The organism is Brevundimonas sp., from assembly GCF_046295075.1.
Taxonomy (GTDB): Bacteria; Pseudomonadota; Alphaproteobacteria; order Caulobacterales; family Caulobacteraceae; genus Brevundimonas.
Genome location: NZ_JBKBOC010000024.1, coordinates 1 through 24088, shown reverse-complemented (window position 1 = coordinate 24088; position 24088 = coordinate 1). Strand labels below are relative to the sequence as shown.

Below are 24088 nucleotides of genomic sequence, written 5' to 3'. Positions count from 1 at the left end.
ACGCCGAAAAGATCAAGCCTCAGTCCAGCGCATTCGGCAGCGCAATTAGATCGGTCAACGCGTCAGCGCCATTTAGAGAAGGGTTCGTCACAACGGGCACGGCGAGGGTCACAACGAACACGATGGAGCCGTGCCGGTTCGGCAAAGGCTTGGTGGCCTGCGGCGGCGAAGCCGCAGATCGATCGACGGTCTGGACATGGAGCTGAAAAGCGCATTCGGTCCCGTCGTGTTCTCCGTGACCCTCGTCGTGCCCGTTGTGATGAAGGCCTTACAAGCCCGCACCAACTCAAGCCCGATTGCTTTAGGCTTGTGCTGCGGGCGGCAGATGATGGGAGCGGAACAGCCGTCCCCGCTCGGCGAACAGCACCCAGCCCAGGGCGATCAGGCCGAACACGGTGAAGCCCACCGACATCGGTATGGTCGTGCCGTTGAACTGCTGACCCACGGCAAAGCCCAGCAGCGAGCCGACGATGGTGGAGATGAAGCCCTGGATCGAGGCGGCGGTGCCGGCGATCTTGCCCATCGTCTCCATGGCCATGGCGCCGAAGTTGCCGGCCAGCAGGCCGAAACAGAACATGGTCAGGGTCTGCAGCACGGCGAAGGTCCAGATCGATTCATGCCCGCTGATCGCCACGCCGGCATGGACGGCGGAGATGGCGGTGAAGCCGATCAGGGCCGTGTGCGAAATCTTGCGCGACCCCAGTTTCACCACCAGCCGCGCATTGACGATCGAGGCCACGGCGATGCCGCCCGCGATCAGGGCGAAGATGGCCGGAAAGGCCGCCTCGGCATGGAAGACATCGGCGAAGATCTGCTGCGACGAGTTGATGAAGCCGAACAGGGCCCCGGTTATGGCCGTCATGGCCAGGGTGTAGCCGACGGCCGTGCGGTCGGTCAGGGCGATCTTGTAGGCCGCCGTCAGACGCTTGAACTGGATCGGCAGGCGATCCTCGGGCTTCAGCGTCTCCGGCAGGCGCAGGGTCGCCCAGACGATCAACGCCACGCCGATCAGGCCCAGGCCCGCGAAGATCCAGCGCCACGGCCCGACCAGCATGATCAGTTGCCCCAGCGACGGCGCCAGGATCGGCACGCCCAGGAAGACCAGGAAGCTGAAGGACATGACCCGCGCCATGGTGCGGCCCTCGTAACGGTCGCGCACGATGGAGACGGCCAGCACGCGGGTGCAGGCGCTGCCCAGCCCCTGGCCGATACGGGCCAGGATCAGCGTGTCGAAGGTGGGCGCCAGGGTCGCCAAGAGGCTGAACACCACATAGACGCCGACGCCGAACAGCAGGACGGGCTTCCTCCCAAACCGGTCCGCCAGCGGGCCGTAGAACAGCTGCGCCCCGCCGAACCCGAGCAGATAGGCGGTCACCACCCACTGACGGTCGTTGTCGGTCGCCACGTTCAGGTCCGCGCCGATGTGCGGCAGGGCCGGCAACATCGAGTCGATCGCCAGGGCGTTCAGCGCCATCATCAGGGCGATGAGACAGACAAACTCGACGAAGCCGAGCTCCTTCTTGGCGGGCGCTGACGCGAGGGAAGAAGACATTCGGGCCAGATGCGCCGTCACGCCCCGATCCGCAACCGCAGGCCCGTCACAAATTGCTGCAATGCAGCGAAGTCGCTGGATGCAGACATTGATCACGGCTCGACACAGAACCACGGCGAATGCAGTCTGAAGGACGGAGCACCGCGCGATGAAACACGCATTTTCAGCCCTTCTGGCCTTGCCGATCATGCTGTCCGCCGTTTCGTCTTCACCCGCTCCGGTATGGGGATCGCCCCATATCCAAATGCCAGAGAGATTTGCCGATCCCAAAGGCGTATGGCGCGACCGACCGGCAGGCTGGGGGCGTGCGATCACCGAACCGCCCGTTGCTGTGGAAGATCTGGCGAGGCGTTGCATTCCCCGCCTCTTGGCGAATTGCGACACCTCTAAGGGCGGCTATCTGAGTGTGCCGGGCAGACCGCGCATCTACTGGCAACTTCAGCATGGAAACGCCGACGAGAACGCCGCATCGGCCGGCTTCACACTTTTCGTGGAGTCGAATGCGTCGCTGATCCCGATATTCTGGGCGGTGGAAGCGAACGCCTATGAAGCGCCCGTCGTGTTCTGGACGGGCGATGACGCGGACCCGATCATCGCGATCGCGGGAGTCATGGAGGGCAATGGAAATTATAGCGCCGATGCCCTGTTTCGATGGACGAACGGTTCGCACACGCTAGTTCCGATCCAGACCGGAAACTGGATCGGCGCCGCCCCCGCACCTCTTCCCTCCGACCTCTGGATCAAGAAGGGCTTGGCCTTCAGTTACAATCCATCAGGCCTGCTAAAGGCCGACACAAGCCTGTGGCGATCCGAGGATGGCGACTGCTGCCCGACCGGCGGGCGCGCGAGTCTGATTTTCGCCGTCCGCGACGACGCTCTCGTGCTGACGGACGCGACCTATCTCCCTCCAGAAACACAAGACTGACCCGAATTTCGCAATGCGCCGAAATCGGGATTGAACGGCAGGCGCCTCGCCAAAGCCAAGAAGCTTCGCTAGAGGAAGTCATGACAGAACAGATGACAGCACAGGCGGCGCTGGACCGCCTCGAAACCCTCTACACCCAATCCGTGACCAACCTGCGCGACGCCGTGCGGGATTTCGTCAACACCGGCGCGCGGCCCGATCCGCTGAAACGCGCCGAAGGGGTGTTCGCCTATCCCGAACTTCGCATCCGCTGGGACGGGGATCGCCCCCAGGACCTGGAGCCGCGCGCCTATGCCCGGCTGTCGAAACAGGGAACCTACGCCACCACCATCACGCGGCCGGACCTGTTCCGCCCCTATCTGACCGAACAGCTGGGCCTGCTGGAGCAGGAGTATAATGCGACCTTCGAAGTCGTGGTGTCCAAGCAGGAGATCCCCTTCCCCTATGTGACGGACGGGCTGGAGGTCGCGCTGGACCGGTCGATGACGGCCGCCCTGGCGCGCTGGTTCCCGACCACGGACCTGGCCCATATCGGCGACGAGATCGCCGACGGCCTGTTCGAGATGGGCGGCGACTTCCCCCTGTCCCACTTCGACGGACTGAGGACCGACTTCTCGCTGGCGCGGCTGAAACACTACACCGGCACGCCGGTCGATGACGTTCAGTCCTATGTCCTGTTCACCAACTACAATCGCTATGTCGACGAGTTCGTGCGCTGGGCCATCGAACAGCTTCAGACGCCGGGTTCGCCCTATGAGACCCTGTCCTGCGCCGGCGGGGTGGTGATCACGCGCGACACGCCCAACCCCGAGGCGGCGATCAGCGACACGGCCTGGAAGAAGCACCAGATGCCGGCCTATCACCTGACCGCGCCGGGCCATAAGGGCGTGACCCTGGTCAACATCGGCGTCGGCCCCTCCAACGCCAAGACCATCACCGATCACCTCGCCGTCACTCGCCCGCACGTCTGGCTGATGATCGGTCACTGCGGCGGCCTGCGCGCCAGCCAGACCATCGGCGACTATGTCCTGGCCCACGCCTATCTGCGCGACGACCATGTGCTGGACGCGGTTCTGCCGCCGGACATCCCGATCCCGTCGATCGCCGAGGTCCAGCGCGCCCTTTACGACGCCACCAAGTCCGTCAGCGGCATGCCGGGCGACGAGGTCAAGCTGCGCCTGCGCACCGGCACCGTGGTCACGACCGACGACCGGAACTGGGAGCTGCGCTATTCCAAGTCGGCGCTGCGCTTCAACCAGAGCCGCGCCGTCGCCATCGACATGGAAAGCGCCACCATCGCGGCGCAAGGCTATCGGTTCCGCGTGCCCTACGGGACGCTATTGTGCGTGTCGGACAAGCCGCTGCACGGCGAGATCAAACTGCCGGGTCAGGCCAACCGTTTCTACGAAGGCTCGATCTCCGAACACCTTCAGATCGGCATCCAGGCCGTGGACCTGATGCGCAAGGAAGGCCCGCGCCTGCACTCGCGCAAGCTTCGCGCCTTCGACGAGCCGCCGTTCCGTTAAGGCTTGGCGTCGGGAAGAAAGGCCTTTTCCAATGCGCCCGGCTCGACAGGGCTGGGCGCAGTGGCGGCGTTTCGGGTGTCCTGACGTCGAGGCAGTCGCCAGACCTGGTGCGAGCGATAGCTTGAGCCATCCCAGGCCAGGGCCGTGACCGTGATGGTCTTGGCATCCCAGTCGATCTGGTTGAAGCCTGGGGGCGCCCCCCGCTCGCGGTGCGACAGGGTCCCGCACCCGACCGCATAGGAGCAGCGGTCGGCCAGAGGGATCGGCATGGCGAAGGGCACATGGACGTGGCCCGTCATGATCAGATCAACGCCGGCTTCAGCGAAGATCAGCGCGGCCTCGTCGCCGCGCTTGACGTCGCCGGTCATCGGCGTGCCGACCATCTCGATCAACGGATGGTGGCAGGCCAGAATTCTCAGCGTGCCGATCGGCGCCTGACGCAGGGCCTCCGCCGCGCGCCGCGTCTGGTCCAGGTCGATGACGCCCTTGGACCAGTTGGGTCGCGCCTGCCAGCCGCGCGCGGTGACCACGCCGCGCACCATGACGTCCTTGCCCAGGAACTGACCGTCGTGGGCGGGAAAGCCCGTCGCGGTCTCGAAGGCGCGCCACGGATGAAGCACCCGCGCGACGGCGTCCCAATAGGGCACGTCATGATTGCCCACGATGACGAAGCGCGGCTCGGGCATGGCCCGCATCCATTCGCCGGCCGCCGTGAACTCGTCCGGGAACCCCTTTTGCGTGATGTCGCCGGTGATCAGGACCAGGTCGTTGGGCGTGGCGTGGGCGTATTCCAGGGCGGCGGCGCAGGCGTGTTTGTGTTCGCAACCGAAGTGAACGTCGGAAAACTGGAGAATACGACCCACTAGATGCTGTCCTCGGCCGACGGGGGCCTGGGCGCCAGGGCCTTGAAGGCCTTGGGCACGAAGCGGATGACGGCCTCGGGCTTGAGCAGCAGCGGTTCGCCGTCGATCACGGCAGGAATCTTGGAGCGGGCGCGCACCTCGATCAGCTTGGCCGGCCGGGTCGAGACGGCCGGATCCTGTCGCCAGTCGCTGAACAGCGCCGTGGCGGCGAGACGGAAGGCCTGGGTCGTGTCGCTGGGGTCCATGGCGGCCGCCTCCAGTCCGATGGGGTCCTCCATCGCCTTGGAGATCATCGGGCTGATGAGCACAAGCGCCTCGGTGCGCCTTTTCTCGCCGCCGTCCAGGCTGAAGCGCAGCCGACCCGAGAAGGCGCGTTTCAACGCACGCCGTCCATATTGCCAGGCCAGCTTGATCTTGCCGGTCCGCATGGCCTCGCGCGCCGGGGCCCACAGGGCGGGAGAGCCCAGGATGGCCGCGCAGTAGAAATATTCGCCCTGGACCTCGCCGCCCGAGACGGCCTGGGGCTCGCCCTCCTCCAGCGCGCGCTTCAGGGCCAGCTTCCAGTCGGCCGTGCCATACAGCGCCTTGGGCAGCATGTTCATGGTCCCGCCCGGCAGGGGGGCGATCATCGGACCGTTGGGGCTGGCCTTGGACGCCACCGAGCGCGCCGTGCCGTCGCCGGCCAGAACGAAGATCACGTCCGGCTTGGCCGCAAAGGCGTCGGCGATGATCTGATCGAAGTTCCCGCCCTCGAACGTCATGATCTGCGCCTTCAGATCATAGCCGGCCAGGATCGTCTCGGCCTCTGCGGCAGCGCGTGGCCCGACACTGCCGGACAGCGGATTGACCAGCATCACGGCGTGTCTGATCTGGGCATGAGGCGTCAACGCGGGGCGTTCGTCGGCGTCGGAAAGGGTCTGAGTGACATCGGTCATGGCGGCCGAACGCCTCGCGGACGCCGCCGTTCCGTCCAAGCGTCACCATATTTGTGCACACAGCTGCGCGATGCGGAACCTAAGCCGCGAGGATACGTTTGCTGCCCACAGGGGCGAACACCCAGGGACAAAGGATTTCACCATGAACAAGGCGATTATCGCGATTGCCGGCGCCGGCCTTCTGGCTTCGGCCTGCGCCAGCGACCCGTACGGCTATAATAACGGCGGCACCAACCAGACCGTCCGCCAAGGCGCCATCGGCGCCGGCCTCGGCGCTGTCGCCGGCGCCATCATCGGCAACAACGTCGGCGGCGGCAACGCAGCCACCGGCGCCCTGATCGGCGGCGCACTGGGCGGCACCGCAGGCGCGATCCGCGGCTCGACCCAAGACCGCAACAACCAGCAGCGCTACCGCGACAATCAAGGCCGTTACTACTACTGCTACGATAATCGCCAGGACGAGTGCTATTGGGACAACGGTCAGCGCCGTTATTGATCAATGATCAGTTGCCGGTCGCGAAAGTCAGCGACCGGCGCTAGGTTGAAGGGGCGGCTTGTCGAAGGACGGGCCGCCTCTTTTGCGTAATGGGCCGGCAAAGCCGGGGAGGGCTGTGATGAAGCGATCGACTGGATTGGCGATGCTGGCGATGGGACTGCTGGCGGCGTGCGCGCCGACGCCGAAGCGCGAGGCGCTGGTGGTGGGGGAATCGCCCTGCGTCTCGGGTCGGTTCGACGTCTATTTCGTGGAGAACCAGGCGAAACTGACCGACGCCGCCACGGTGTTGCTGAAGACCGCCGCCGAAAAGGCCAAGGAATGCCGCGTGAACCATGTTCGGGTGCTGGGCCTGGCGGACGCGACCGGCACCGTCGAGGCCAATCTGAGCCTGTCGCAGCGGCGCGCGGTCGCCGTCGCCGAAGCCCTGACCCAGGCCGGCCTGCCTGCGCCCGCCTTCGAGGTGAACGCCGCCGGCGATGCGGGCGCCGTCAACGCCTCGGGCGCGGACGAACTGCTGCGCCGCCGCGCCGAGGTGTTCATCGAGACCTCGCCGCGTTGATCTGCGACGGCTGATCTGCGGCGATGAGGTGATGGCGCGGGGGCGACCGAGGGACTAGGTTGCGGCCGCCCCCAACGTCGGAAATCGCCCTTGCGTCCCCTCGCCTTTCTCGCCGGTCTGTTGCTGTGCCTGCTGTCGCTCTCGACAGTTCAGGCCCAGCCGGTCCAGAGCCAGCCTTCCGGCCTCGTCGCCTTCGGCCCGCAAAGGACCGAGCGGATCGAGGCCGAACTGGTCCCGATGTCGCAATGGGTCGCGCCCGGTTCGACCACCGTGGTCGCCGTGCGCCAGAAGATCGCGCCGGGCTGGCATACCTATTGGCGCAATCCGGGCGACAGCGGCGGGGCGACCAGCCTGGTCTGGACCCTGCCCGACGGTGTGACGGCAGATCCCATCCTGTGGCCCCTGCCCAGCCGCCAGCGGCTGATGAGCCTGATGAACTACGGCTATTCGGGCGCGGTCCTGCTGCCCGTGCCGATCCATGTACCGGCCTCGGCGCGGCCGGGCGAAGTGCTGACCCTGACGACGGATGTGCTGTTCCTGGTGTGCAGCGACCAGATGTGCGTGCCCGAGCCGCTGACACTGTCGCTGGCCCTGCCGGTGCGCGAAGACGCCGCGCCGCTGGCGAAACCGTGGGGCGGCGAGATCGAACGGCTGGTCGAGACCGCGCCGCGCCCGGCCGGCATCGAGGCGCGCGTCACGGCGGAATCCGGCAAGCTGATCCTGACCGCGACGGGCGGACCTCTGGCCGGCGCCGACGTCGGACAGGTCTATTTCTATCCTTACGAGGGCGGACGGATCGACCATGCGGCGGTGCAGCCCGGCCGGCTGGGGCCGAACGGCCTGACGCTGACGCTGGCGCCCGGTCGAGAGGCGGCGTCTTCGCCCCTCAGCGGCGTCCTGGCGACCGACAAGGGCGCGTGGGAAATCACGGCGCAACCCGGTCCGCCGCTGGCCGGCGCGCAGGGACAGGGCGCCTTGGCGCCGCTGGACGAGGCGACATCGGCGCCGGCCAGGACAGGCGTGCTGGTCTTTCTCCAGGCCCTGGGTCTGGCCCTGGTGGGCGGGCTGGTGCTGAACCTGATGCCCTGCGTCTTCCCCGTCCTGGCGATGAAGGCGGCGTCGCTGTCGGCGGCGGCGCACGATCCGGCGCGGGCGCGGCGCGACGGCCTGGCCTTCACCGCCGGGGTGCTGGTCAGCTTCCTGGTGCTGGCGGGGGCGCTGCTGGCGCTGAGGGCGGCGGGTCAGGCGATCGGCTGGGGGTTCCAGCTTCAGTCGCCGGGCGTGGTCGCGGCCCTGGCCCTGGTCATGCTGCTGGTCGGGCTGAACCTGTCGGGCGTCTTCCATGTCGGGGCGGGGATGCAGAACGCGGGGTCGGGGCCGCTGTCGCGCCTGCCCGGCGCGGCGGGCGCCTTCTTCACCGGAGTTCTGGCCGTGGTGGTCGCGGCGCCCTGTACCGCGCCCTTCATGGCGGCGGCCCTTGGCGCGGCCCTGGTCCTGCCCTGGCCGATGGCCCTGGCGGTCTTCCTGATGCTGGGGCTGGGCCTGGCCCTGCCCTATCTGGCGATCAGCCTGTCGCCGGGTCTGTTGTCGCGCCTGCCCCGGCCGGGCGTGTGGATGGAGCGGCTGAAGGGCCTGCTGGCCTTTCCCATGTATGGGGCGGCGCTGTGGTTGCTGTGGGTGTTCACGCGACAGGGCGGGGTCGACGCCCTGGGTCTGTTGCTGACGGCCGCGCTGCTGCTGGCTTTCGCCGCCTGGCTGCTGGGACTGGCCCAGGCAGCCCGCCAGCGGGGCGAGCGGCCCGTGCTGGCCACGATCTGCGCGACCGTCGCCGGCGTCATGGCCATCGGGTTGGCGGGCGCTGCAGCGGGCGCCGCGCGGGAGGCTGACGCCACGCCGCAGGGCGAGAGCGGCCCCCTCGCCGCCCAGCCCTGGTCGGTTGAGGCGGTGGCGCAAGCGACGGCGGCGGGACGGCCGGTGCTGGTCAACCTGACCGCCGACTGGTGCGTAACCTGCAAGATCAACGAGCGGGCGGCCCTGTCTTCACCCCGCGTCGCCAAGGCGATGACGCAGGCGAACGCGGCCTATCTGGTCGGCGACTGGACCCGTCGCGACGACGCCATCACGCGCGAACTGCAGGCGCACGGCCGTTCGGGGGTGCCGCTGTATCTGCTGTATCGCCCGGGTCAGGCCGAGCCGGAGATCCTGCCGCAGCTGCTGACCGAGGGCGTCGTCGTGGATGCGCTGACGGAGTGAAGAGTCAGCTCAAGAAGCGCTGAACCGCCGCCAGGAAGCGCTGCGGCTGTTCGATCATCACCTGGTGCTGGGCGCCTTCGATCCGCTCGAACCGGGCGGTGCGCGGCAGGCCCTGGAAGCCGTAGCGATACAGGCCCTCCAGCCGATTGCGGGGACTGTCGGCGTCGCGGGTCCAGCCATAGACCACCGTCACCGGGGCGTTGATCTGGGACAGGCGCGGGCGCAGGTCCACGGTCAGGGCTTCATACAGCCCCTGGGCCAGGACGCGCCGGTCGCCGCCCTGAAGGCCCAGCCCCTGGAACACCATGTCGCCAGCCAGCCCCATATCGACGCCGAAGGCCGCGACCTGAGACTTCAGCGCCTGGTCGCCGAACAGAAGCAGGGCCTGATAGCCCAGCCGCGCCAGAGGTTCGACCTGGGCCGATGTCGCGCGGGCGTCCACCAGAGACGGGAAGAAGGGCGAGGAATCGACCACCATCACCCGACCGATCCGGTCGCCCATGTCGGCGGCGACGCGCAGGGCGATCTGACCGCCCAGCGAATGGCCGATCACGGCGGGACGGTCGATCCGCTGCTCGCGGATGTAGCGGTCGATCTCGCTGGCCGCCGGTCCGGCGAGACCGCCGCCGACATTGTCCCCGATGTCGGTTTCGCCGAAGCCGCGCACGGTGACCAGATGCACGCGATAGCGGTCGTCCAGCCGATCCGCCGTCGAGCGCCAGGCCGACCCTGTCGAGCCCAGGCCGGGGATGAAGATGATGTCCGGCCCGGTCCCGCGCGTCTCGACGATGATGCGGCTGGAACTGAAGGCCGGCGCCTGTACCGGCAGCCGACCTTGAACCTGGGCCTGGGCCTGGACGGCCGCAGGGACGAAAACGAACAGGGTCGCCACAAGCGAAACGAAGAGACGGATCATCATTCGTGCCTAACGCCCGATCACGGCGATCGGTTGACGGCGCGCTTGCGGCTTATCGCCCCTTGAAGTCCGGTTTGCGCTTTTCGACGAAGGCGGACATGCCCTCCTTCTGGTCCTCGAAGGCGAACAGGGAGTGGAACAGGCGGCGTTCGAACTGAACCCCTTGCGTCAGGGTCGTCTCCAGCGCGGCGTTGACCATCTCCTTGTTGGCCATGACCGCCAGCGGGCTTTGCGAGGCGATCCTGGCGGCGATCTTGCGCGTCTCGTCCATCAGGGTCTCGTGCGGGAAGACCCGGGAAGCGAGGCCGGCGCGCTCGGCTTCCACCGCGTCCATCATGCGGGCGGTCAGGACCATGTCCATGGCCTTCGACTTGCCGACGAGGCGCGTGAGGCGCTGCGAACCGCCGATGCCGGGGGCGACGCCGAGGTTGATCTCGGGCTGGCCGAACTTCGCCTTTTCCGACGCCACAATGAAGTCGCACAGCATGGCCAGTTCGCAGCCGCCGCCCAGGGCGAAACCGTTGACGGCGGCGATGATCGGCTTCCTGAACCGGGTGATGCGGTCGTGGCCGAGGGCGAAATAGTTGCCCGTGTACATCTGGGCGTAGGTCTGATCCGCCATCTCCTTGATGTCGGCGCCGGCGGCGAAGGCCTTGTCGCCCGAGCCGGTAAGGATCAGGCAGCGCACGCCGTCGTCGTGCTCGACGCTGTCGAGGAAATCGGCGAGATCCTTGAACAGGGCCGAGTTCAGGGCATTCAGCGCCTCGGGCCGGTTCAGGGTCACCACCGCATAGCCGTCGGCGTGACGTTCGATCAGCAGGTTGGAATAGGTGTCGGCCATGGTCGGTCTCCTTTGACGGCGGTCATACAGGGGCGAAGGCGACCCGACTAGCGGCGGGGCATCAGCGCCAGGGTCAGGGCGGCGCGGACCAGTTCGGCGACGACCACCATGGCCAGCAGCAGATTGGCGGCGATCACCTGCCCCCGCGCGCCCGACAGGTCCAACGTCCAGCCGAACACGGACGACAAGGCCAGAACCAGGGCCGAGAGCAGGATCAGCCCGACCAGCAGCATCAGGGCGACATGCCCCGCCTTCAGCGCCGCCTGAAGCGTCGGCCCCTCGTCCAGCACGCGGGCGCGGCGGCGTAACAGGCGAGCGATCAGGCCGGTGGCGGCGGCCTCGGCCACGGCGGCGACGGTCAGGGCGGCGACGAACCACCAGACCAGACCGCCCAGGTCGCCGGCGCGCAGCCCCTGAACGAAGTGAAGGAAATAGGCGCCCCAGACCAGGACGCCGACCACCAGACTGATCCACAGATGGATCTTGCGCATCGCTCAGTCCTCCAGACCGACCATGACGGCCAGTTTCTGCACCGTGTTCCAGTTGCGGCCGGTGCCGATGCCGATCAGGCGCGGCTGGGCCTTCTCCGCCATCTTCGACCGACCCAGGCCGTCAGGGTGCCAGAAGAAGAGGTCGCCGCCGACGGGTTCGACCCGCTCGTCGCCGGCCGCGACGCCGCGCAGCGCCTCGACCGCGCCGTCCTTGATCCCGGCCTTCATCACCATGACCAGCAGTTTCGAGCCGTCGATCCCGGCCTCATCCGTGAACGGATTGGCGGCCATCAGCGCCGCCCATTGTTTGGGCGTGCGCACGATCACGTCGATGGGGCGGCCGAAATGAGCGGCGATCCCTCGCTCCAGCCGCGCCTCGACATCGGCCGGTTCGGCGTCGGTCTCGACCACCAGATTGCCGCTGGCCAGCAGGGTGCGAGGATTGGCGAAACCGACCTCGACGGCGATGGCCTTCAGCTCGGCCATCGGAACCTTGACCCCGCCGACATTGACGCCGCGCAACAGGCAGATGCGGTCGCTCATGGCGTCACGCCTTCTGGCAGGAGGGGCAGTAGAAGGTGGAGCGGCCGCCCTGGACGATGCGGGCGACGACGCCGGTGCATTTGTCGCCTCTGCACGGCTCGCCCTCGCGGCCATAGACGTCGAACCGGTGCTGGAAATAGCCTTGGCCGCCCTCGGCGTTGGCGAAATCGCGCAGGGTCGAGCCGCCCGCCGCGATGGCGTCGTCCAGCACGTTGCGGACCTCGCTCGCTAGGCGTTCCAGCCGGGCCTTGGACACCGATCCGGCCGCGACCAGGGGCGAGATGCGGGCGCGATATAGCGCCTCGCACACATAGATATTGCCCAGGCCGGACACGATCCGCTGATCCAGCAGACTGACCTTGATGTTCTGCTTCTTGCCCGCGAAGGCCTCGACCAGATGCGCGCCGGAAAAGCCGTTGCCGAGGGGTTCGGGACCCAGGCCGGCGAACCAGGGATGGGTCTCGACCTGTTCGGTGGGGATCAGGCCCATGAAACCGAACCGGCGGGCGTCGGCATAGCCGATGCGGGTGGCGGCGCCGTCGCGAATGGCGCAGCCGCTGAAATGTTCGTGCTTTCCGGCGATGGGGGCGGCCTCCTCGAACTCGCCCAGCAGGGTTCCGTCCAGGGTGAAGCGGCCGGTCATGCCCAGGTGCGTGATCCAGGTCTCGCCGGTCGATAGCGGCATCAGCAGATATTTGGCCCGGCGGTCGATCCGCTGGACCGTCGCCCCCTCCAGCCGTTCGACGAAACGCTCGGGGAAGGGGAACCGCAGGTCGGGCCGGTTGATCCTGACCCGCGACAGCCGCGCGCCCTCCAGCACCGGCGTCAGGCCGCGTCGGACGGTTTCGACCTCGGGAAGTTCAGGCATGAGCGGTCCTAGCCCGCCCGTGCGGCCCCGCCAAGCCAGGTCGCGCATCACGGGGTCGTCGCAAGATCGACACGGCGCCGACACGCCTAGAGGGCATGGAGGGCGGACGACGATCCGGGGGGATGATCATGACGGACTTCACCGCCGACGCCATCCCGCCGACCCTGCGAAAGCCTGTCGCCTTTCGATGGCGGATACGGCCGTCCAGCGAGGAGACGGCCATCCTCGCCGCCGCCGCCATCGTAGGACTGAGCGCCGCCTTTTTGCTGTTCCCCGGCGTGGACCTGGCGGTCAGCGGCCTGTTCCACCGGGCGCAGGAGGGCTTTTATCTGTCCCACGATCCGATGCTGCGCGCCCTGCGCAAGAGCTCGACCCTGGTGATGTCGCTGATGCTGCTGGCGGCGGTCGGACGGTGGATCTGGCGGTTGTTGCGGCGGCGAAAGGCCGATCTGGCGGGGCGCAGGGCCCTGTTCGTGATCGCGGGTCTGGCCCTGGGGCCGGGACTGGTGGTCAACGGCCTGTTCAAGGACATCTGGGGTCGGGCGCGGCCGATCGACGTGCGGGTCTTCGGCGGCGACGAGGTCTTCACCGCTGCCTGGCTGCCCAGCACGGCGTGTCAGTCCAACTGTTCCTTCATCTCGGGCGAGGGGGCGGGCGCGGCCTGGATGGTGGCGGCGGCCCTGGTGCTGGCGCCGCGTCGCTGGCGGCCCGTCGCGGGCGGGCTGGCCCTGGCCTACGCCGTCAGCCTGTCGGCCAACCGCATCGTCTTCGGCGGCCATTTCCTGTCGGACGTTCTGCTGTCGTGGGCGGTGACGGCCCTGGTGCTGGCCCTGCTTTATCGCGGCCTGATGATCGCGTCGGCGGCGCTTCGACGGCGCAAGCTCCGTGTCCTGAACATCGCGATCGCCTGAGACCCGTTGCCGCCTGCGACATAATGCGCTTACGTCCGCGCGAACGTGGGGACTTTGCCAGATGACCGATTCCGCCGCCGCCCCGAAGGGTCGGCTTGAACTGACGCTTCGCGCCCTGGTGCTGGGCGTTTTGCTGGCGGTGGTCTTCACCGCCGCCAACACCTACCTGGGCCTGAAGGTGGGTCTGACCTTCGCCTCAGCCATTCCTGCAGCGGTCATTTCGATGGCCATCCTGCGCGGTTTCCGCACCTCGACCATCTGGGAGAACATGACCGTCCAGACCGTCGCCTCGGTCGGCGGCGCCATGAGTTCGATCATCTTCGTCCTGCCCGGCCTGGTGATGATCGGCTGGTGGCTGGAGTTTCCGTTCTGGGAATCGACGCTGATCTGCATCTTCGGCGGCATTCTGGGGGTGACCTTCTCGATCCCGCTGCGACGCGCCCTGGTGACCAACGGCGGCCTTCCCTACCCCGAGGGCGTCGCCGCCGCCGAGGTGCTGAAGGTCGGCTCGCGCGGCGCCGAACAGACCGAAAGCGCCGTGCGCGAGAACAAGTCCGGCCTGTGGGTCGTGGTCGCGGGCGCCGTGGTGTCGTCCGGCTACGCCCTGCTGGTCGCCGGCCGCGTCTTTGCGGGCGAGGCGGCGAAGTTCTTCAAGCTTCCGGCGGCCCTGGGCGGCGGGGCCACAGGCGTCGGCTTCGGCATGCAGTTCGCCCTGTTGGGCGCCGGGCACCTGATCGGCCTGACGGTCGGCCTGGCGCAACTGTTCGGCCTGATCCTGGCCTGGGTCATCGCCGTGCCGATCCTGACCAGCCCCGACACCATCGCCTGGCTGACGGCGCACGGCCTGCCCTCCATCGCCGCGACCCTGCCGGCCGGCACTCCGGCCGAGGAACTGGCGATGACGGTCTGGAGCCGTGAGGTCCGCTTCATGGGCGCCGGCGTCATCGGCGTCGCCGCCATCTGGACCCTGATCAAGCTGGCGGGGCCGTTGATCGGCGGCCTGACTTCGGCCTTGGCGGCCCAGTCCAAACGCTCGCACGGCGAGGTGCTGGAACGCGCCGAGCAGGATATTCCGATCAAGATCGTCGGCGCCGTCTCGGTCGCCGCCCTGATCGCCATCGCCGGTCTGTTGACCTGGATCGCGCTGGCGTCGCCGACGCTGGCGGCGTCCGCGCCCCTGCTGGTCATCGGCGGCCTGGTCTATGTGGTGCTGATCGGCTTCGCCGTCGCCGCCATTTGCGGCTACATGGCCGGTCTGATCGGCTCGTCGAACAGCCCGGTGTCCGGCGTCGGCATCCTGGCCATCATCGTGGCCTCTCTGCTGATGCTGGGCGTGATGAAGATCGCGGGCGTGCCGGCCGACGGCTCCATCATCGCCTTCGCCCTGATCGTGACGGCGGTCGTCTTCGCCGTCGCCGTCATCGCCAACGACAACCTTCAGGACCTGAAGACCGGCCAGCTGGTCGACGCCACGCCCTGGCGCCAGCAGCTCGCCCTGATCGTCGGCGTCATCGCCGGCGCCCTGGTCATCCCCTTCATTCTGAACAAGCTGAACGGCGCCTTCGGGTTCGAGGGCGGCCCTCCCGGCATCGCCAACGAGCCGCTGGCGGCCCCCCAGGCGACCCTGATCTCGGCCTTGGCGCGCGGCGTCATCGGCGGCGACCTGCGCTGGGACCTGATCGGTCTGGGCGCGGTGATCGGCGTGGTCATCATCGTGCTGGACGCCGTCGTGTCCAAATCGACCAAGGGCAAGGTCAAGCTGCCGCCCCTGGCCGTGGGCATCGGCTTTTATCTGCCGGCGGCGGTGACGACCATGCTAGTCATCGGCGCCGTGGTCGGCTGGGTCTATGACAAGGCGGTCAAGACGACCCGGTTCGCCGATGTGGCGCGCCGCATGGGGGTGCTGCTAGCGTCCGGCCTGATCGTGGGCGAGAGCCTGTTCGGCGTCTTCTACGCCAGCGTCATCGTCGGCACGAACAGCGAGGCGCCCTTCGCCATGATCCCCGAAGGCTCCGGCTGGCCCGCCATGCTGGCCGGGATCGTCGTCTTCGCGGCGGCGGTGTTCGGCCTCTACAGCTGGACGCGCAAACGGGCCGAGAAGGTCTGAGCCTGACGTAAGATGACGCCTCTCCCTCCCCCTGCGGGGGAGGGTGGCTGAGCCGCAGGCGAAGCCGGGTGGGGGCGGCAGAGCGACGCCCCGCCGATCTGCTTTTGATCAGGCAAGTGCGGCCCTGCCTGGCCGCCCCCACCCCGTCGCTGCGCGACGACCCTCCCCGGAACGGGGAGGGAGATGACCGGGTCAGGTCCGCGTGGCGACCATCATATAGTTGATGCCCGCGTCGTCGGTCTGGCTCCAGCGATCGTGAAGCGGGTCATAGTTCAGGCCGTAGGGGCCTTCGACCGTCACCGGCTCGGCCGCCAGCATCGACCGGATCTCGTCGGGCTTCAGGAACTGGCGCCAGTCGTGCGTCCCGGCCGGGACCCAGCGCAGGATGTATTCCGCCGCGACCTTGCCGAGAGCCAGCGACTTCAACGTGCGGTTCAGGGTGGCGACCATCATCACCCCGCCCGGCCGGACCAGGCGCGAGCAGGCGCGCACGAAGGCTTCAGGGTCGGCGACGTGCTCGATCACCTCCATGGTCAGGACCACGTCGAACGGCCCCGCCCCCTCGGCCTCGATCTGTTCGACGGTGGCGGCGCGATAGGCGATGTCCAGCCCGACCATGTCGGCGTGCGCGCGCGCCGTGCCGATATTCTCGGACGAGGCGTCGACGGCCGTTACGGTGAAACCCATCCGTCGCATCGGCTCGGCGATCAGTCCGCCGCCGCAGCCGACGTCCAGCAGGGTCAGCCCCTCGAAGGGCGCGCGCGCCTTGGGATCGCGGCCAAGGCGGGTGCAAAGCTGGTCGCGGATCAGGGCCAGGCGCGCCGGATTGAACCGGTGCAGAGGCGCGAACGGCCCTTTTGCGTCCCACCATTCGGCCGCCTGGGCCGAGAAGCGGGCGACATCGGCGGGGTCGATCGATGCGCCGAACGCGCCTTCGGACGAATTTTGCGAAAAACCATGCCCTTCGCGGGGTAGGCGAGACGGTGCGGCGTCGCTAGAAGCGGTCATGACGCGAGGGATGAACCTTCGCGCCCTTTCACGCAAGCAGGGGGCGGAACGCCACGATGACGCGGCCCGATACGACACGACTGGTGATGAAGTTCGGCGGCACCTCGATGGGCGACCTCGAACGCATTCGCCGTGCGGCGCGGATCGTCGCGGCAGAGGTGTCTGCCGGCAAGAAGGTCGCCGTCGTCGTCTCCGCCATGGCGGGCAAGACCAACGAACTGGTCGCCTGGACCGACGGCGCCGGACCGGCGGCCGCAGGCCTGCCCCTGTCGGACGACGAATATGACGTGGTGGTCGCCTCGGGCGAGCAGGTCACCTCGGGCCTCCTGGCCGCGACCCTGCGCAACATGGGGTTCAACGCCCGCTCGTGGATGGGCTGGCAGGTGCCGATCATCACCGACGACGCCCACGCCCGCGCCCGCATCATCGACATCCCTGGCGAGAAGCTGGGCGCCGCCGTCGATTCGGGCGAGATCGCCATCGTCCCCGGCTTCCAGGGCGTTACGACGGACGGCAAGATCACCACCCTGGGCCGCGGCGGATCCGACACCTCGGCGGTCGCGGTGGCGGCGGCCCTGGGCGCGCCGTGCGACATCTATACCGACGTGGACGGCGTCTATACGACCGACCCCCGCATCGAGAGCCGCGCGCGCCGCCTGGCCAAGGTGTCGTACGAAGAAATGCTGGAGATGGCGTCCCTGGGGGCCAAGGTGCTGCAGACCCGCTCGGTCGAGCTGGCCATGGCCAAACAGGTCCCGGTGCGCGTGCTTTCAAGCTTTATCGAACCCGACGCAAATGGCGTCATGCCCGACAAGGGTGGAACCCTGATCTGCGACGAGGAGGAGATCGTGGAAAAACGTATCGTGTCCGGTGTGACCATGAGCCGTGACGAGGCCCGCATCACCCTGCTGGGCCTGTCCGACCGCGTGGACGCCCCCGCCGACGTCTTCACGCGCCTGGCCGAGGCCAACGTCAATGTCGACATGATCGTGCAGAGCCAGTCGCGCACGGCCGGCACCGTCAACCTGACCTTCACCACGGGCCGCCGCGACGCCGTGCGCGCCGCCGAGCTGATGACGGCCAGCCAGGCGCAACTCGGGTTCGAGGAAATCCGCATCGACGAGGACGTGGCCAAGGTCTCGGTCGTCGGCGTCGGCATGCGCAGCCATGCGGGCGTCGCCCAACTGATGTTCCGGGCCCTGGCCGACAAGGGCGTCAAGTTCCAGGCCATCTCGACGTCCGAGATCAAGATCAGCGTCCTGATCGACGCCGCCTATGCGGAGCTGGCGGTGCGGGCCCTGCATTCGGCTTACGGCCTGGACGCGGTATAGGTGATCTGAACAGGGCGCCTATATCCACGAAAAGGGCGCGGGAGACATGATGCCGGCAGGCGGCGCGATGACCAGGGGACCTCGGATCCTCCTGCGCCAGATCCGCGAGGCTCTGGGCGGGGCCGGCGCGGGCGCGACCCCGGCGCAGGACCGCCTGAACATGGTGGTCAGGATCATCGCCCGGTCGATGGTCGCCGAAGTCTGCTCCATCTATCTGCGCCGCGCCTCGGGCGAACTGGAGCTGTTCGCCACCGAGGGCCTGAATCCAGACGCCGTCCACAACACCCGGCTGCGGCCTGGCGAAGGCCTGGTCGGCGAGGTGGCGCGAATGGCCCAGCCGATCAGCCTGTCGGACGCGCCGTCGCACCCGTCCTTCTCCTATCGGCCGGAAACGGGCGAAGACCCCTATCACGCCTTCCTGGGCGCCCCCCTGCTGCGTGGCGGCCGGGCCATCGGCGTGCTGGTCGTCCAGAACCGCACCGAGCGGCGCTATGACGAGGAAGAGGTCGAGGACATCCAGACCATCGCCATGGTCCTGTCCGAGACGGTGTCGTCCGGCGAACTGCTCGCGCTGGACGAGTTGCGCGACGTCGAACTGGCGCCGCATCGGCCCGAGCGGCTAAAGGGCCAGAAGTTCTCGGACGGCCTGGCCTTCGGCCATGTGGTTCTGCACGAAGCGCCCCTGCCCCCTGAAAAGCTGCTGTCCGAAGATCCGGCGATGGAGGAGGCGCGGCTGAAGCTGGCGCTGGCCACGCTGAAGACCGGCCTGGACGTCATGCTGGACAAGGGCCAGGGCCTGGCCGGTCCGTCGTTCGAGGTGCTGGAAACCTATCGGATGTTCGCCGACGACCGGGGCTGGAACCGGTCGCTGGAAGAGGCGGTGCGCAACGGCCTGACGGCCGAGGCGGCGGTTGACCGGGTGCGTAATGAACACCGCGCCCGCTTCGCCCAGGCGCGCGACCCCTATATCCGCGAACGGCTGCACGATTTCGAGGACCTGGCCAACCGGCTGCTGCGGGTGCTGGCGGGCGACAAGCCGGGCGAACGCGAACTGCCCGACGACGCCATTCTGGTGGCGCGAAACCTGGGTCCCGCCGACCTGCTGGAATATCCGCGCGACAAGCTGAAGGGTCTGTTGCTGGAAGAAGGCTCGGCCGCCAGCCACGCCGCCATCGTCGCGCGGGCTTTGCAGATTCCGTGCGTCGGTCGCCTGATGGGCCTGCGCGACCGGCTGTCGGAAGGCGACATGGTCATCGCCGACGGCGAGACTGGCGAGACCTATCTGCGGCCCCGCCCCGACATGCTGGAGGCCGTGCAGTCGCGTATGGCCGTGCGCGAACAACGCCAGGCCGAGTTCGCCCAGCTGCGCGACGTGCCCGCCGTCACCCTGGACGGTCAGCGGATCACGGTCCTGACCAATGCGGGTCTCGCCGTCGATCTGGAGAACATGGCCGAGACGGGCGCCGAGGGCATCGGCCTGTTCCGCACCGAGTTCCAGTTCATGGTGTCGGACGAACTGCCCCGGCTGAACGCCCAGACGGCGCTGTACAAGCTGGTGCTGGACGCGGCCGGTGACAAACCCGTCACCTTCCGCACCCTGGACATCGGCGGCGACAAGGTGCTGCCCTATCTGGAGGCCGAGCGCGAAGAGAACCCGGCCCTGGGCCGTCGCGCCATCCGCCTGGGCCTGGACCGGCCGTCGCTGCTGCGGATGCAGCTTCGTGCGCTGCTGGCGGCGGGGGCGGGCCGCGAGCTGCGGGTCATGTTCCCGATGATCGCCACGGTGGACGAGTTCCGGGCGGCGCGGGAACTGGTGGATATCGAATGCGCCTGGGCCAAGCGTCGCGGGCGCGCCCTGCCGGCCCTGCTGCGTGTCGGGGCCATGGTCGAATGTCCGTCGCTGCTGTGGCACCTGGACGCGCTTCTGCCGCTGACGGACTTCGTTTCCATCGGCACCAACGACCTGTTCCAGTATATGTACGCCGCCGACCGCACCAATCCGCTGGTCTCGGACCGTTACGACCCGCTGTCGCCGCCGACCCTGCGCGCGCTTCAGTCGATCCAGAAGGCCTGCGCCGACACCGGCACGCCGGTCTCGATCTGCGGCGAGCTGGCGGGACGACCGCTGGAGGCCTTCGCCCTGATCGTCCTGGGGTTCACGCGTCTGTCGGCTCCGGCGGGCGGGGTCGGGCCGGTCAAGCGGATGATCCTGTCGGCGGACCTGAGCGCGGCGCGGCGCGGCATGGCCAATCTGCTGAACCTGTCCACCGGCTCGGTGCGCAACGAGATCGAGTCCCTGGCGCGCAAGCTGAACGTCGCGGTCTGATTCCGACGACGGCGGCGGACCACGCGCGGCGTTGCTGGCAGGACCGCAATCGTCTATCTCCGGCGCTATAGACGGCGCTCGGGCGCAGTATCTTCCCGAACATGGGGTCAGGCCTAATGGCGCTGAATGCGGGGGCCGCCCCCGACGCGATCAAGACCATATCGGACGGGCAGGATCCGACGGCCGAGTTCGCCGACGCCGCGAGCCTGGGAGAGGGCCTGCGTCATGCGCGCGAGCGGTCGGGCAAGTCCCTGGCCGAGCTGGCCGCCGAGACCAAGGTGCATCGCCGGTTCCTGACCGCCCTGGAGCAGAGCGACTGGTCGTCCCTGCCCTCGCGCGTTTTCGCCCTGGGCTATGTGCGGGCCTATGCCTCGGCCCTGTTCCTTGACGAACAACTGGCGGTCGAGCGGTTCAAGCGCGAAAGCCCCGACACCTCGGTGCCGCTGAAGGCGCCCATCGGCATCGCCTTCGAGGACGTGAAACGCCATTCGCCGCGCATCGTCGCCGGCGTCGTCGCCGTGGTGGTCGCCGTCATCGGCTGGAATGTGTTCCAGCGCGCCAGCCTGCATCAGGCGGCGCACCCGTCCGACATCGCCGCGGTGCCCAAGACCTGGGTCAGCGGGGTCGATCCCGATCCGCAACTGGCCCTCAGTGCGCCCATGGCGGCGCCGCCCGACCAGACCACGCCGCAGCTCTACATCACGCCCGGCCTGGAGGCCCAACTGACCGGCGTCGATCCGACCGACCCCGCCGTCATCGCCGCCGCCGCCAATCCCGAGCCGGTGCAGAAGGCCTTCAACCCGCGCGGCGCCGTCTATGGCGCCCCGGCCAACGCGTCGATGGTGGTGATCCAGGCCAAGACGGCCGGCGCCCTGGTCGTGCGGCTGGGCGATGGGCAGGCCCTGTTCGCGCGCCAGATGGCGCCGGGCGAGGCCTGGCGCGCGCCGATCGGCGTGGCGGCGACGGTGGACGTGTCCGACCCGGCCGCCTTCGACGTCTATCTGAACGGGGAGTATGGCGGGCCGCTGGCCGGCGTGCTGACGCCGCTGGCCCAGTTGAACAGCCGCGCCGACCAGGCCGCCAAACAGCTGGCGGCGACCCAGGCGCGCGCGCAGGTCCAGGCCCAGGCCGCGCAGGCCCGAGCCCAGACGCAGGCTTCTGCACCGTCTCCAACGCCCACGACGCCGAACTGAAGCGTCGGCCGTGGTCCCGCCGTCATCATCGGCCTATATGATGCTTCCATGAGCGATCACACGCACGTCCGACCCTGGCGCCATATCGAGCGCCGCAAGAGCCGCCAGATCCGCGTCGGCTCCGTTCTCGTGGGCGGCGACGCCCCGATCAGCGTCCAGTCGATGACCAATACGCCGACGACCGACGCGGCGGCGACCATAGACCAGATCCGCCAGTTGGAAGAGGCCGGCGCCGACATCGTGCGCGTCTCCTGCCCCGACGTGGAATCGACCGCCGCTTTCAAGACCATCGCCCGCGAGGCCAAGGTCCCCTTGGTCGCCGACATCCATTTCCACTACAAGCGCGGCATCGAGGCGGCCGAGGCGGGCGCCGCCTGCCTGCGGATCAATCCGGGCAATATCGGCTCGGCCGACCGAGTCCGCGACGTGATCCAGGCCGCCAAGGACAACGGCTGTTCGATGCGGATCGGCGTCAACGCCGGGTCGCTAGAGAAGGAACTGCTGGAGAAATACGGCGAGCCCTGCCCCGACGCCATGGTCGAGAGCGCGCTGAACCACGCCCGCATCCTGCAGGACCACGACTTCCACGAGTTCAAGATTTCGGTGAAGGCGTCCGACCCCTTCCTGACGGTCGCCGCCTATCAGCAGCTGGCCGAGGCCATCGACTGCCCGCTGCACCTGGGCGTGACCGAGGCGGGTCCCTTGCGCACCGGAACTATCAAGTCGGCCATCGGCATGGGAAACATGCTGTGGTCAGGCATCGGCGACACCATCCGCGTCTCGCTGGCCGCCGATCCGGTCGAGGAAATCAAGGTCGGCTTCGACATCCTGAAGTCGCTGGGCCTGCGCCACCGGGGCGTCAACATCATCGCCTGCCCGTCCTGCGCGCGTCAGGGGTTCAACGTCATCGAGACCGTGACCCTGCTGGAAGAGAAACTGGCCCATATCTCGACGCCGATGAGCCTGTCGGTCATTGGCTGCGTCGTGAACGGCCCCGGCGAGGCCCTCTATACCGACATCGGTTTCACCGGCGGCGGCAAGGGCGCGGGCATGATCTATCTGAACGGCAAGATCGCCCACAAACAGGCCAACGACGGCATGATCGACCACATCGTCGACCTGGTCGAAAAGAAGGCCGCTGAGCTGGACGCTGCCCGTGCGGCGGAGCTTCAGGCGGCGGAATAGGTCTGCACCATCCGCCGCAGCGGCGCGTTAAACTTCACCGTTCCGTGATTGACGCTCGATAATGAACGTGCAACCTAGGCTATAGGTCCGCCTGGGGAGGCCGGACCCTATTTCATCGAGGGTTCAATGATTTCCAAAACTGTCGCGCGCTTCGGCGCGCGTGCGTTCACGCTGGTCGGCGTGGCGCTTTCTCTGCCTGCGTGCGCCACCATGACGCGCGGCACCACGCAAGAATTCACCGTCGAGAGCACGCCGCCCGGCGCTCAGGCGACCACCTCGAACGGTTTCGAGTGCGCCGCGACACCTTGCACCTTCCGCATGTCACGCAAGGACGCGTTCAACATCACCGTGTCCAAGGAAGGTTATGTCTCGCAGACGCACGAGGTGACCAGCAGCATGTCCGGCGCCGGCGGCGCGGCCCTGGCCGGCAACGTCCTGATCGGCGGAATCATCGGTGGAGCCGTCGACGCCTCGTCCGGCGCCCTGAACGACCTGAAGCCCAATCCGCTGACCGTCGTTCTACGCACGCCCGCCGAGGAAGCGGCGGCTGCCCGCATGCCCGCCGCAACTCCGGCCGGTGGCGAATGATGATCCGCCGCATCGCAGTTGCTGGCCTGCTCGCTGCCCTCATGGGCGTCGCGGCCTGCGCCACGCCGTTGAACCCCGCCATGATGACCCTCTCCGCCACGCCGGGCCTGACGGCCTCGGCCGGGGACCTGGGCTATCGCTCGGTGACGAACGTGACCGTATCCGGAGGTCAGAGCACCAATCCGCTGTGGACCTCGCAGGTCTCCAATGCGGACTTCAAGACCGCGCTCGAAGGCTCCCTGGCCGCAGCCGGCTATATGGGAACCGAAGGCCAGCCCATGAGCGTTTCGGCGTCGTTGATCAACCTGAAGCAGCCGCTGGCCGGCTTCGACATGACGGTCACCAGTCAGGTTCGCTACACGGTCGCCCGTGGCGAACGCACCGTCTTTGACGAAACGGTCTCTGCGACGGGAACGGCGACGATGGGTCAGGCCCTCGTCGCTGGTGAGCGTCTACGCATGGCCAATGAGGCGGCGATCCGCGAGAACATCAAGGAATTCCTGACCCGCTTCCGCGCCCGCGCGCGCTGAGCCCCAGGACAAGACAAAGAAGCGGCGGCGGGTGCGAACCCGCCGCCGCTTTTCGTTTCAGATTACCTTGAACAGCCGCAGCGCCTGATAGCCGGCGGACAGAAGCACCACGGCGCCGACCCCGTAGGTTAGCACGCGGCG

Annotated in this window: 22 protein-coding genes; 13 read left to right on the top strand and 9 right to left on the bottom strand. The window is 68.0% G+C overall.

Translation table 11 applies throughout. The annotated features are described in order from the left end of the window. Positions 1-301 precede the first annotated feature (301 nt). A complete protein-coding gene (locus ACK4MH_RS14795; protein WP_409719718.1) occupies positions 302-1552 on the bottom strand; it encodes a multidrug effflux MFS transporter in 1251 nt (416 codons plus the stop codon). 148 nt (positions 1553-1700) lie between these two features. Here ACK4MH_RS14795 and ACK4MH_RS14790 point away from each other — a divergent pair, with 148 nt between their 5' ends. Both ACK4MH_RS14790 and ACK4MH_RS14785 read left to right on the top strand, forming a co-directional pair. Continuing rightward, on the top strand, positions 1701-2477 hold the full coding sequence (locus ACK4MH_RS14790) for a hypothetical protein (RefSeq protein WP_409719716.1): 777 nt from the start codon (positions 1701-1703) through the stop codon (positions 2475-2477). 80 nt (positions 2478-2557) lie between these two features. After that, entirely contained in the window at positions 2558-4003 is a 1446-nt protein-coding gene (locus ACK4MH_RS14785; protein WP_409719714.1) for an AMP nucleosidase, read from the top strand. Here ACK4MH_RS14785 and ACK4MH_RS14780 read toward each other — a convergent pair. Together ACK4MH_RS14780 and ACK4MH_RS14775 are read right to left on the bottom strand one after the other, a co-directional pair. Further along, positions 4000-4866, bottom strand: coding sequence for a metallophosphoesterase family protein (locus ACK4MH_RS14780; RefSeq protein WP_409719712.1), 867 nt, complete (start codon positions 4864-4866; stop codon positions 4000-4002). The two genes, ACK4MH_RS14785 and ACK4MH_RS14780, sit on opposite strands and share 4 nt — an antisense overlap. Then, complete coding sequence (locus ACK4MH_RS14775; RefSeq protein ID WP_409719710.1) at positions 4866-5801, bottom strand: diacylglycerol/lipid kinase family protein; 936 nt, start codon at positions 5799-5801, stop codon at positions 4866-4868. The genes ACK4MH_RS14780 and ACK4MH_RS14775 overlap by 1 nt, the downstream gene beginning before the upstream one ends. A 142-nt stretch (positions 5802-5943) precedes the next feature. On the opposite strand from ACK4MH_RS14775, the gene ACK4MH_RS14770 reads away from it, so the two are divergent. From ACK4MH_RS14770 to ACK4MH_RS14760, 3 genes are all read left to right on the top strand, one after another. Continuing rightward, positions 5944-6297: a YMGG-like glycine zipper-containing protein gene (locus tag ACK4MH_RS14770; RefSeq protein ID WP_409719708.1), complete on the top strand. Its 354-nt coding sequence runs from the start codon at positions 5944-5946 to the stop codon at positions 6295-6297. 118 nt (positions 6298-6415) lie between these two features. Continuing rightward, entirely contained in the window at positions 6416-6856 is a 441-nt protein-coding gene (locus ACK4MH_RS14765) for an OmpA family protein (protein WP_409719706.1), read from the top strand. Positions 6857-6946: 90 nt separating this feature from the next. Next, entirely contained in the window at positions 6947-9109 is a 2163-nt protein-coding gene (locus ACK4MH_RS14760) for a protein-disulfide reductase DsbD family protein (RefSeq protein ID WP_409719704.1), read from the top strand. A gap of 4 nt (positions 9110-9113) precedes the next feature. On the opposite strand, the gene ACK4MH_RS14755 is transcribed toward ACK4MH_RS14760, so the two are convergent. The 5 genes from ACK4MH_RS14755 to mutM are packed head-to-tail and all read right to left on the bottom strand — an operon-like array spanning position 9114 to position 12768. Then, complete coding sequence (locus ACK4MH_RS14755) at positions 9114-10025, bottom strand: alpha/beta fold hydrolase (protein ID WP_409719702.1); 912 nt, start codon at positions 10023-10025, stop codon at positions 9114-9116. A gap of 52 nt (positions 10026-10077) precedes the next feature. Continuing rightward, complete coding sequence (locus ACK4MH_RS14750) at positions 10078-10866, bottom strand: enoyl-CoA hydratase-related protein (RefSeq protein WP_409719700.1); 789 nt, start codon at positions 10864-10866, stop codon at positions 10078-10080. Between the two features lie 47 nt (positions 10867-10913). Next, positions 10914-11357, bottom strand: coding sequence for a hypothetical protein (locus ACK4MH_RS14745; RefSeq protein ID WP_409719698.1), 444 nt, complete (start codon positions 11355-11357; stop codon positions 10914-10916). A gap of 3 nt (positions 11358-11360) precedes the next feature. Then, positions 11361-11900, bottom strand: a complete 540-nt coding sequence (locus tag ACK4MH_RS14740; RefSeq protein WP_409719696.1) for a DUF1697 domain-containing protein — start codon at positions 11898-11900, stop codon at positions 11361-11363. A gap of 4 nt (positions 11901-11904) precedes the next feature. Next, a complete protein-coding gene (gene mutM / locus ACK4MH_RS14735) occupies positions 11905-12768 on the bottom strand; it encodes a bifunctional DNA-formamidopyrimidine glycosylase/DNA-(apurinic or apyrimidinic site) lyase (RefSeq protein WP_409719694.1) in 864 nt (287 codons plus the stop codon). A gap of 128 nt (positions 12769-12896) precedes the next feature. Between mutM and ACK4MH_RS14730 the strand changes: the two genes are divergently transcribed. Together ACK4MH_RS14730 and ACK4MH_RS14725 are read left to right on the top strand one after the other, a co-directional pair. Then, entirely contained in the window at positions 12897-13679 is a 783-nt protein-coding gene (locus ACK4MH_RS14730) for a phosphatase PAP2 family protein (protein ID WP_409719692.1), read from the top strand. 61 nt (positions 13680-13740) lie between these two features. Beyond that, positions 13741-15786, top strand: a complete 2046-nt coding sequence (locus tag ACK4MH_RS14725; protein ID WP_409719690.1) for an OPT family oligopeptide transporter — start codon at positions 13741-13743, stop codon at positions 15784-15786. A gap of 192 nt (positions 15787-15978) precedes the next feature. Here the strand turns inward: ACK4MH_RS14725 and ubiG are convergent, their stop codons facing one another. Beyond that, complete coding sequence (gene ubiG, locus ACK4MH_RS14720) at positions 15979-16794, bottom strand: bifunctional 2-polyprenyl-6-hydroxyphenol methylase/3-demethylubiquinol 3-O-methyltransferase UbiG (RefSeq protein ID WP_409719688.1); 816 nt, start codon at positions 16792-16794, stop codon at positions 15979-15981. Between the two features lie 56 nt (positions 16795-16850). On the opposite strand from ubiG, the gene ACK4MH_RS14715 reads away from it, so the two are divergent. The 6 genes from ACK4MH_RS14715 (at position 16851) to ACK4MH_RS14690 (ending at position 23947) form a co-directional block, all read left to right on the top strand. Further along, positions 16851-18125 carry an aspartate kinase gene (locus ACK4MH_RS14715; protein ID WP_409719686.1) on the top strand — a complete coding sequence of 425 codons (1275 nt, stop codon included), beginning with the start codon at positions 16851-16853 and terminating at the stop codon, positions 18123-18125. Between the two features lie 67 nt (positions 18126-18192). Continuing rightward, the gene (gene ptsP / locus ACK4MH_RS14710) at positions 18193-20451 is read left to right on the top strand and encodes a phosphoenolpyruvate--protein phosphotransferase (protein WP_409719684.1); all 2259 of its coding nucleotides are present in this window, start codon (positions 18193-18195) and stop codon (positions 20449-20451) included. Positions 20452-20552: 101 nt separating this feature from the next. Beyond that, entirely contained in the window at positions 20553-21644 is a 1092-nt protein-coding gene (locus ACK4MH_RS14705) for a helix-turn-helix domain-containing protein (RefSeq protein WP_409719682.1), read from the top strand. 48 nt (positions 21645-21692) lie between these two features. Continuing rightward, positions 21693-22829: a flavodoxin-dependent (E)-4-hydroxy-3-methylbut-2-enyl-diphosphate synthase gene (ispG, locus tag ACK4MH_RS14700; protein WP_409719680.1), complete on the top strand. Its 1137-nt coding sequence runs from the start codon at positions 21693-21695 to the stop codon at positions 22827-22829. Positions 22830-22955: 126 nt separating this feature from the next. Continuing rightward, positions 22956-23417 (top strand): PEGA domain-containing protein, encoded by a 462-nt coding sequence (locus ACK4MH_RS14695; protein WP_409719678.1) that lies wholly within the window; start codon positions 22956-22958, stop codon positions 23415-23417. After that, entirely contained in the window at positions 23417-23947 is a 531-nt protein-coding gene (locus ACK4MH_RS14690; RefSeq protein WP_409719676.1) for a hypothetical protein, read from the top strand. Before ACK4MH_RS14695 ends, ACK4MH_RS14690 begins: the two co-directional genes overlap by 1 nt. The last annotated feature ends 141 nt before the right edge of the window (positions 23948-24088 follow it).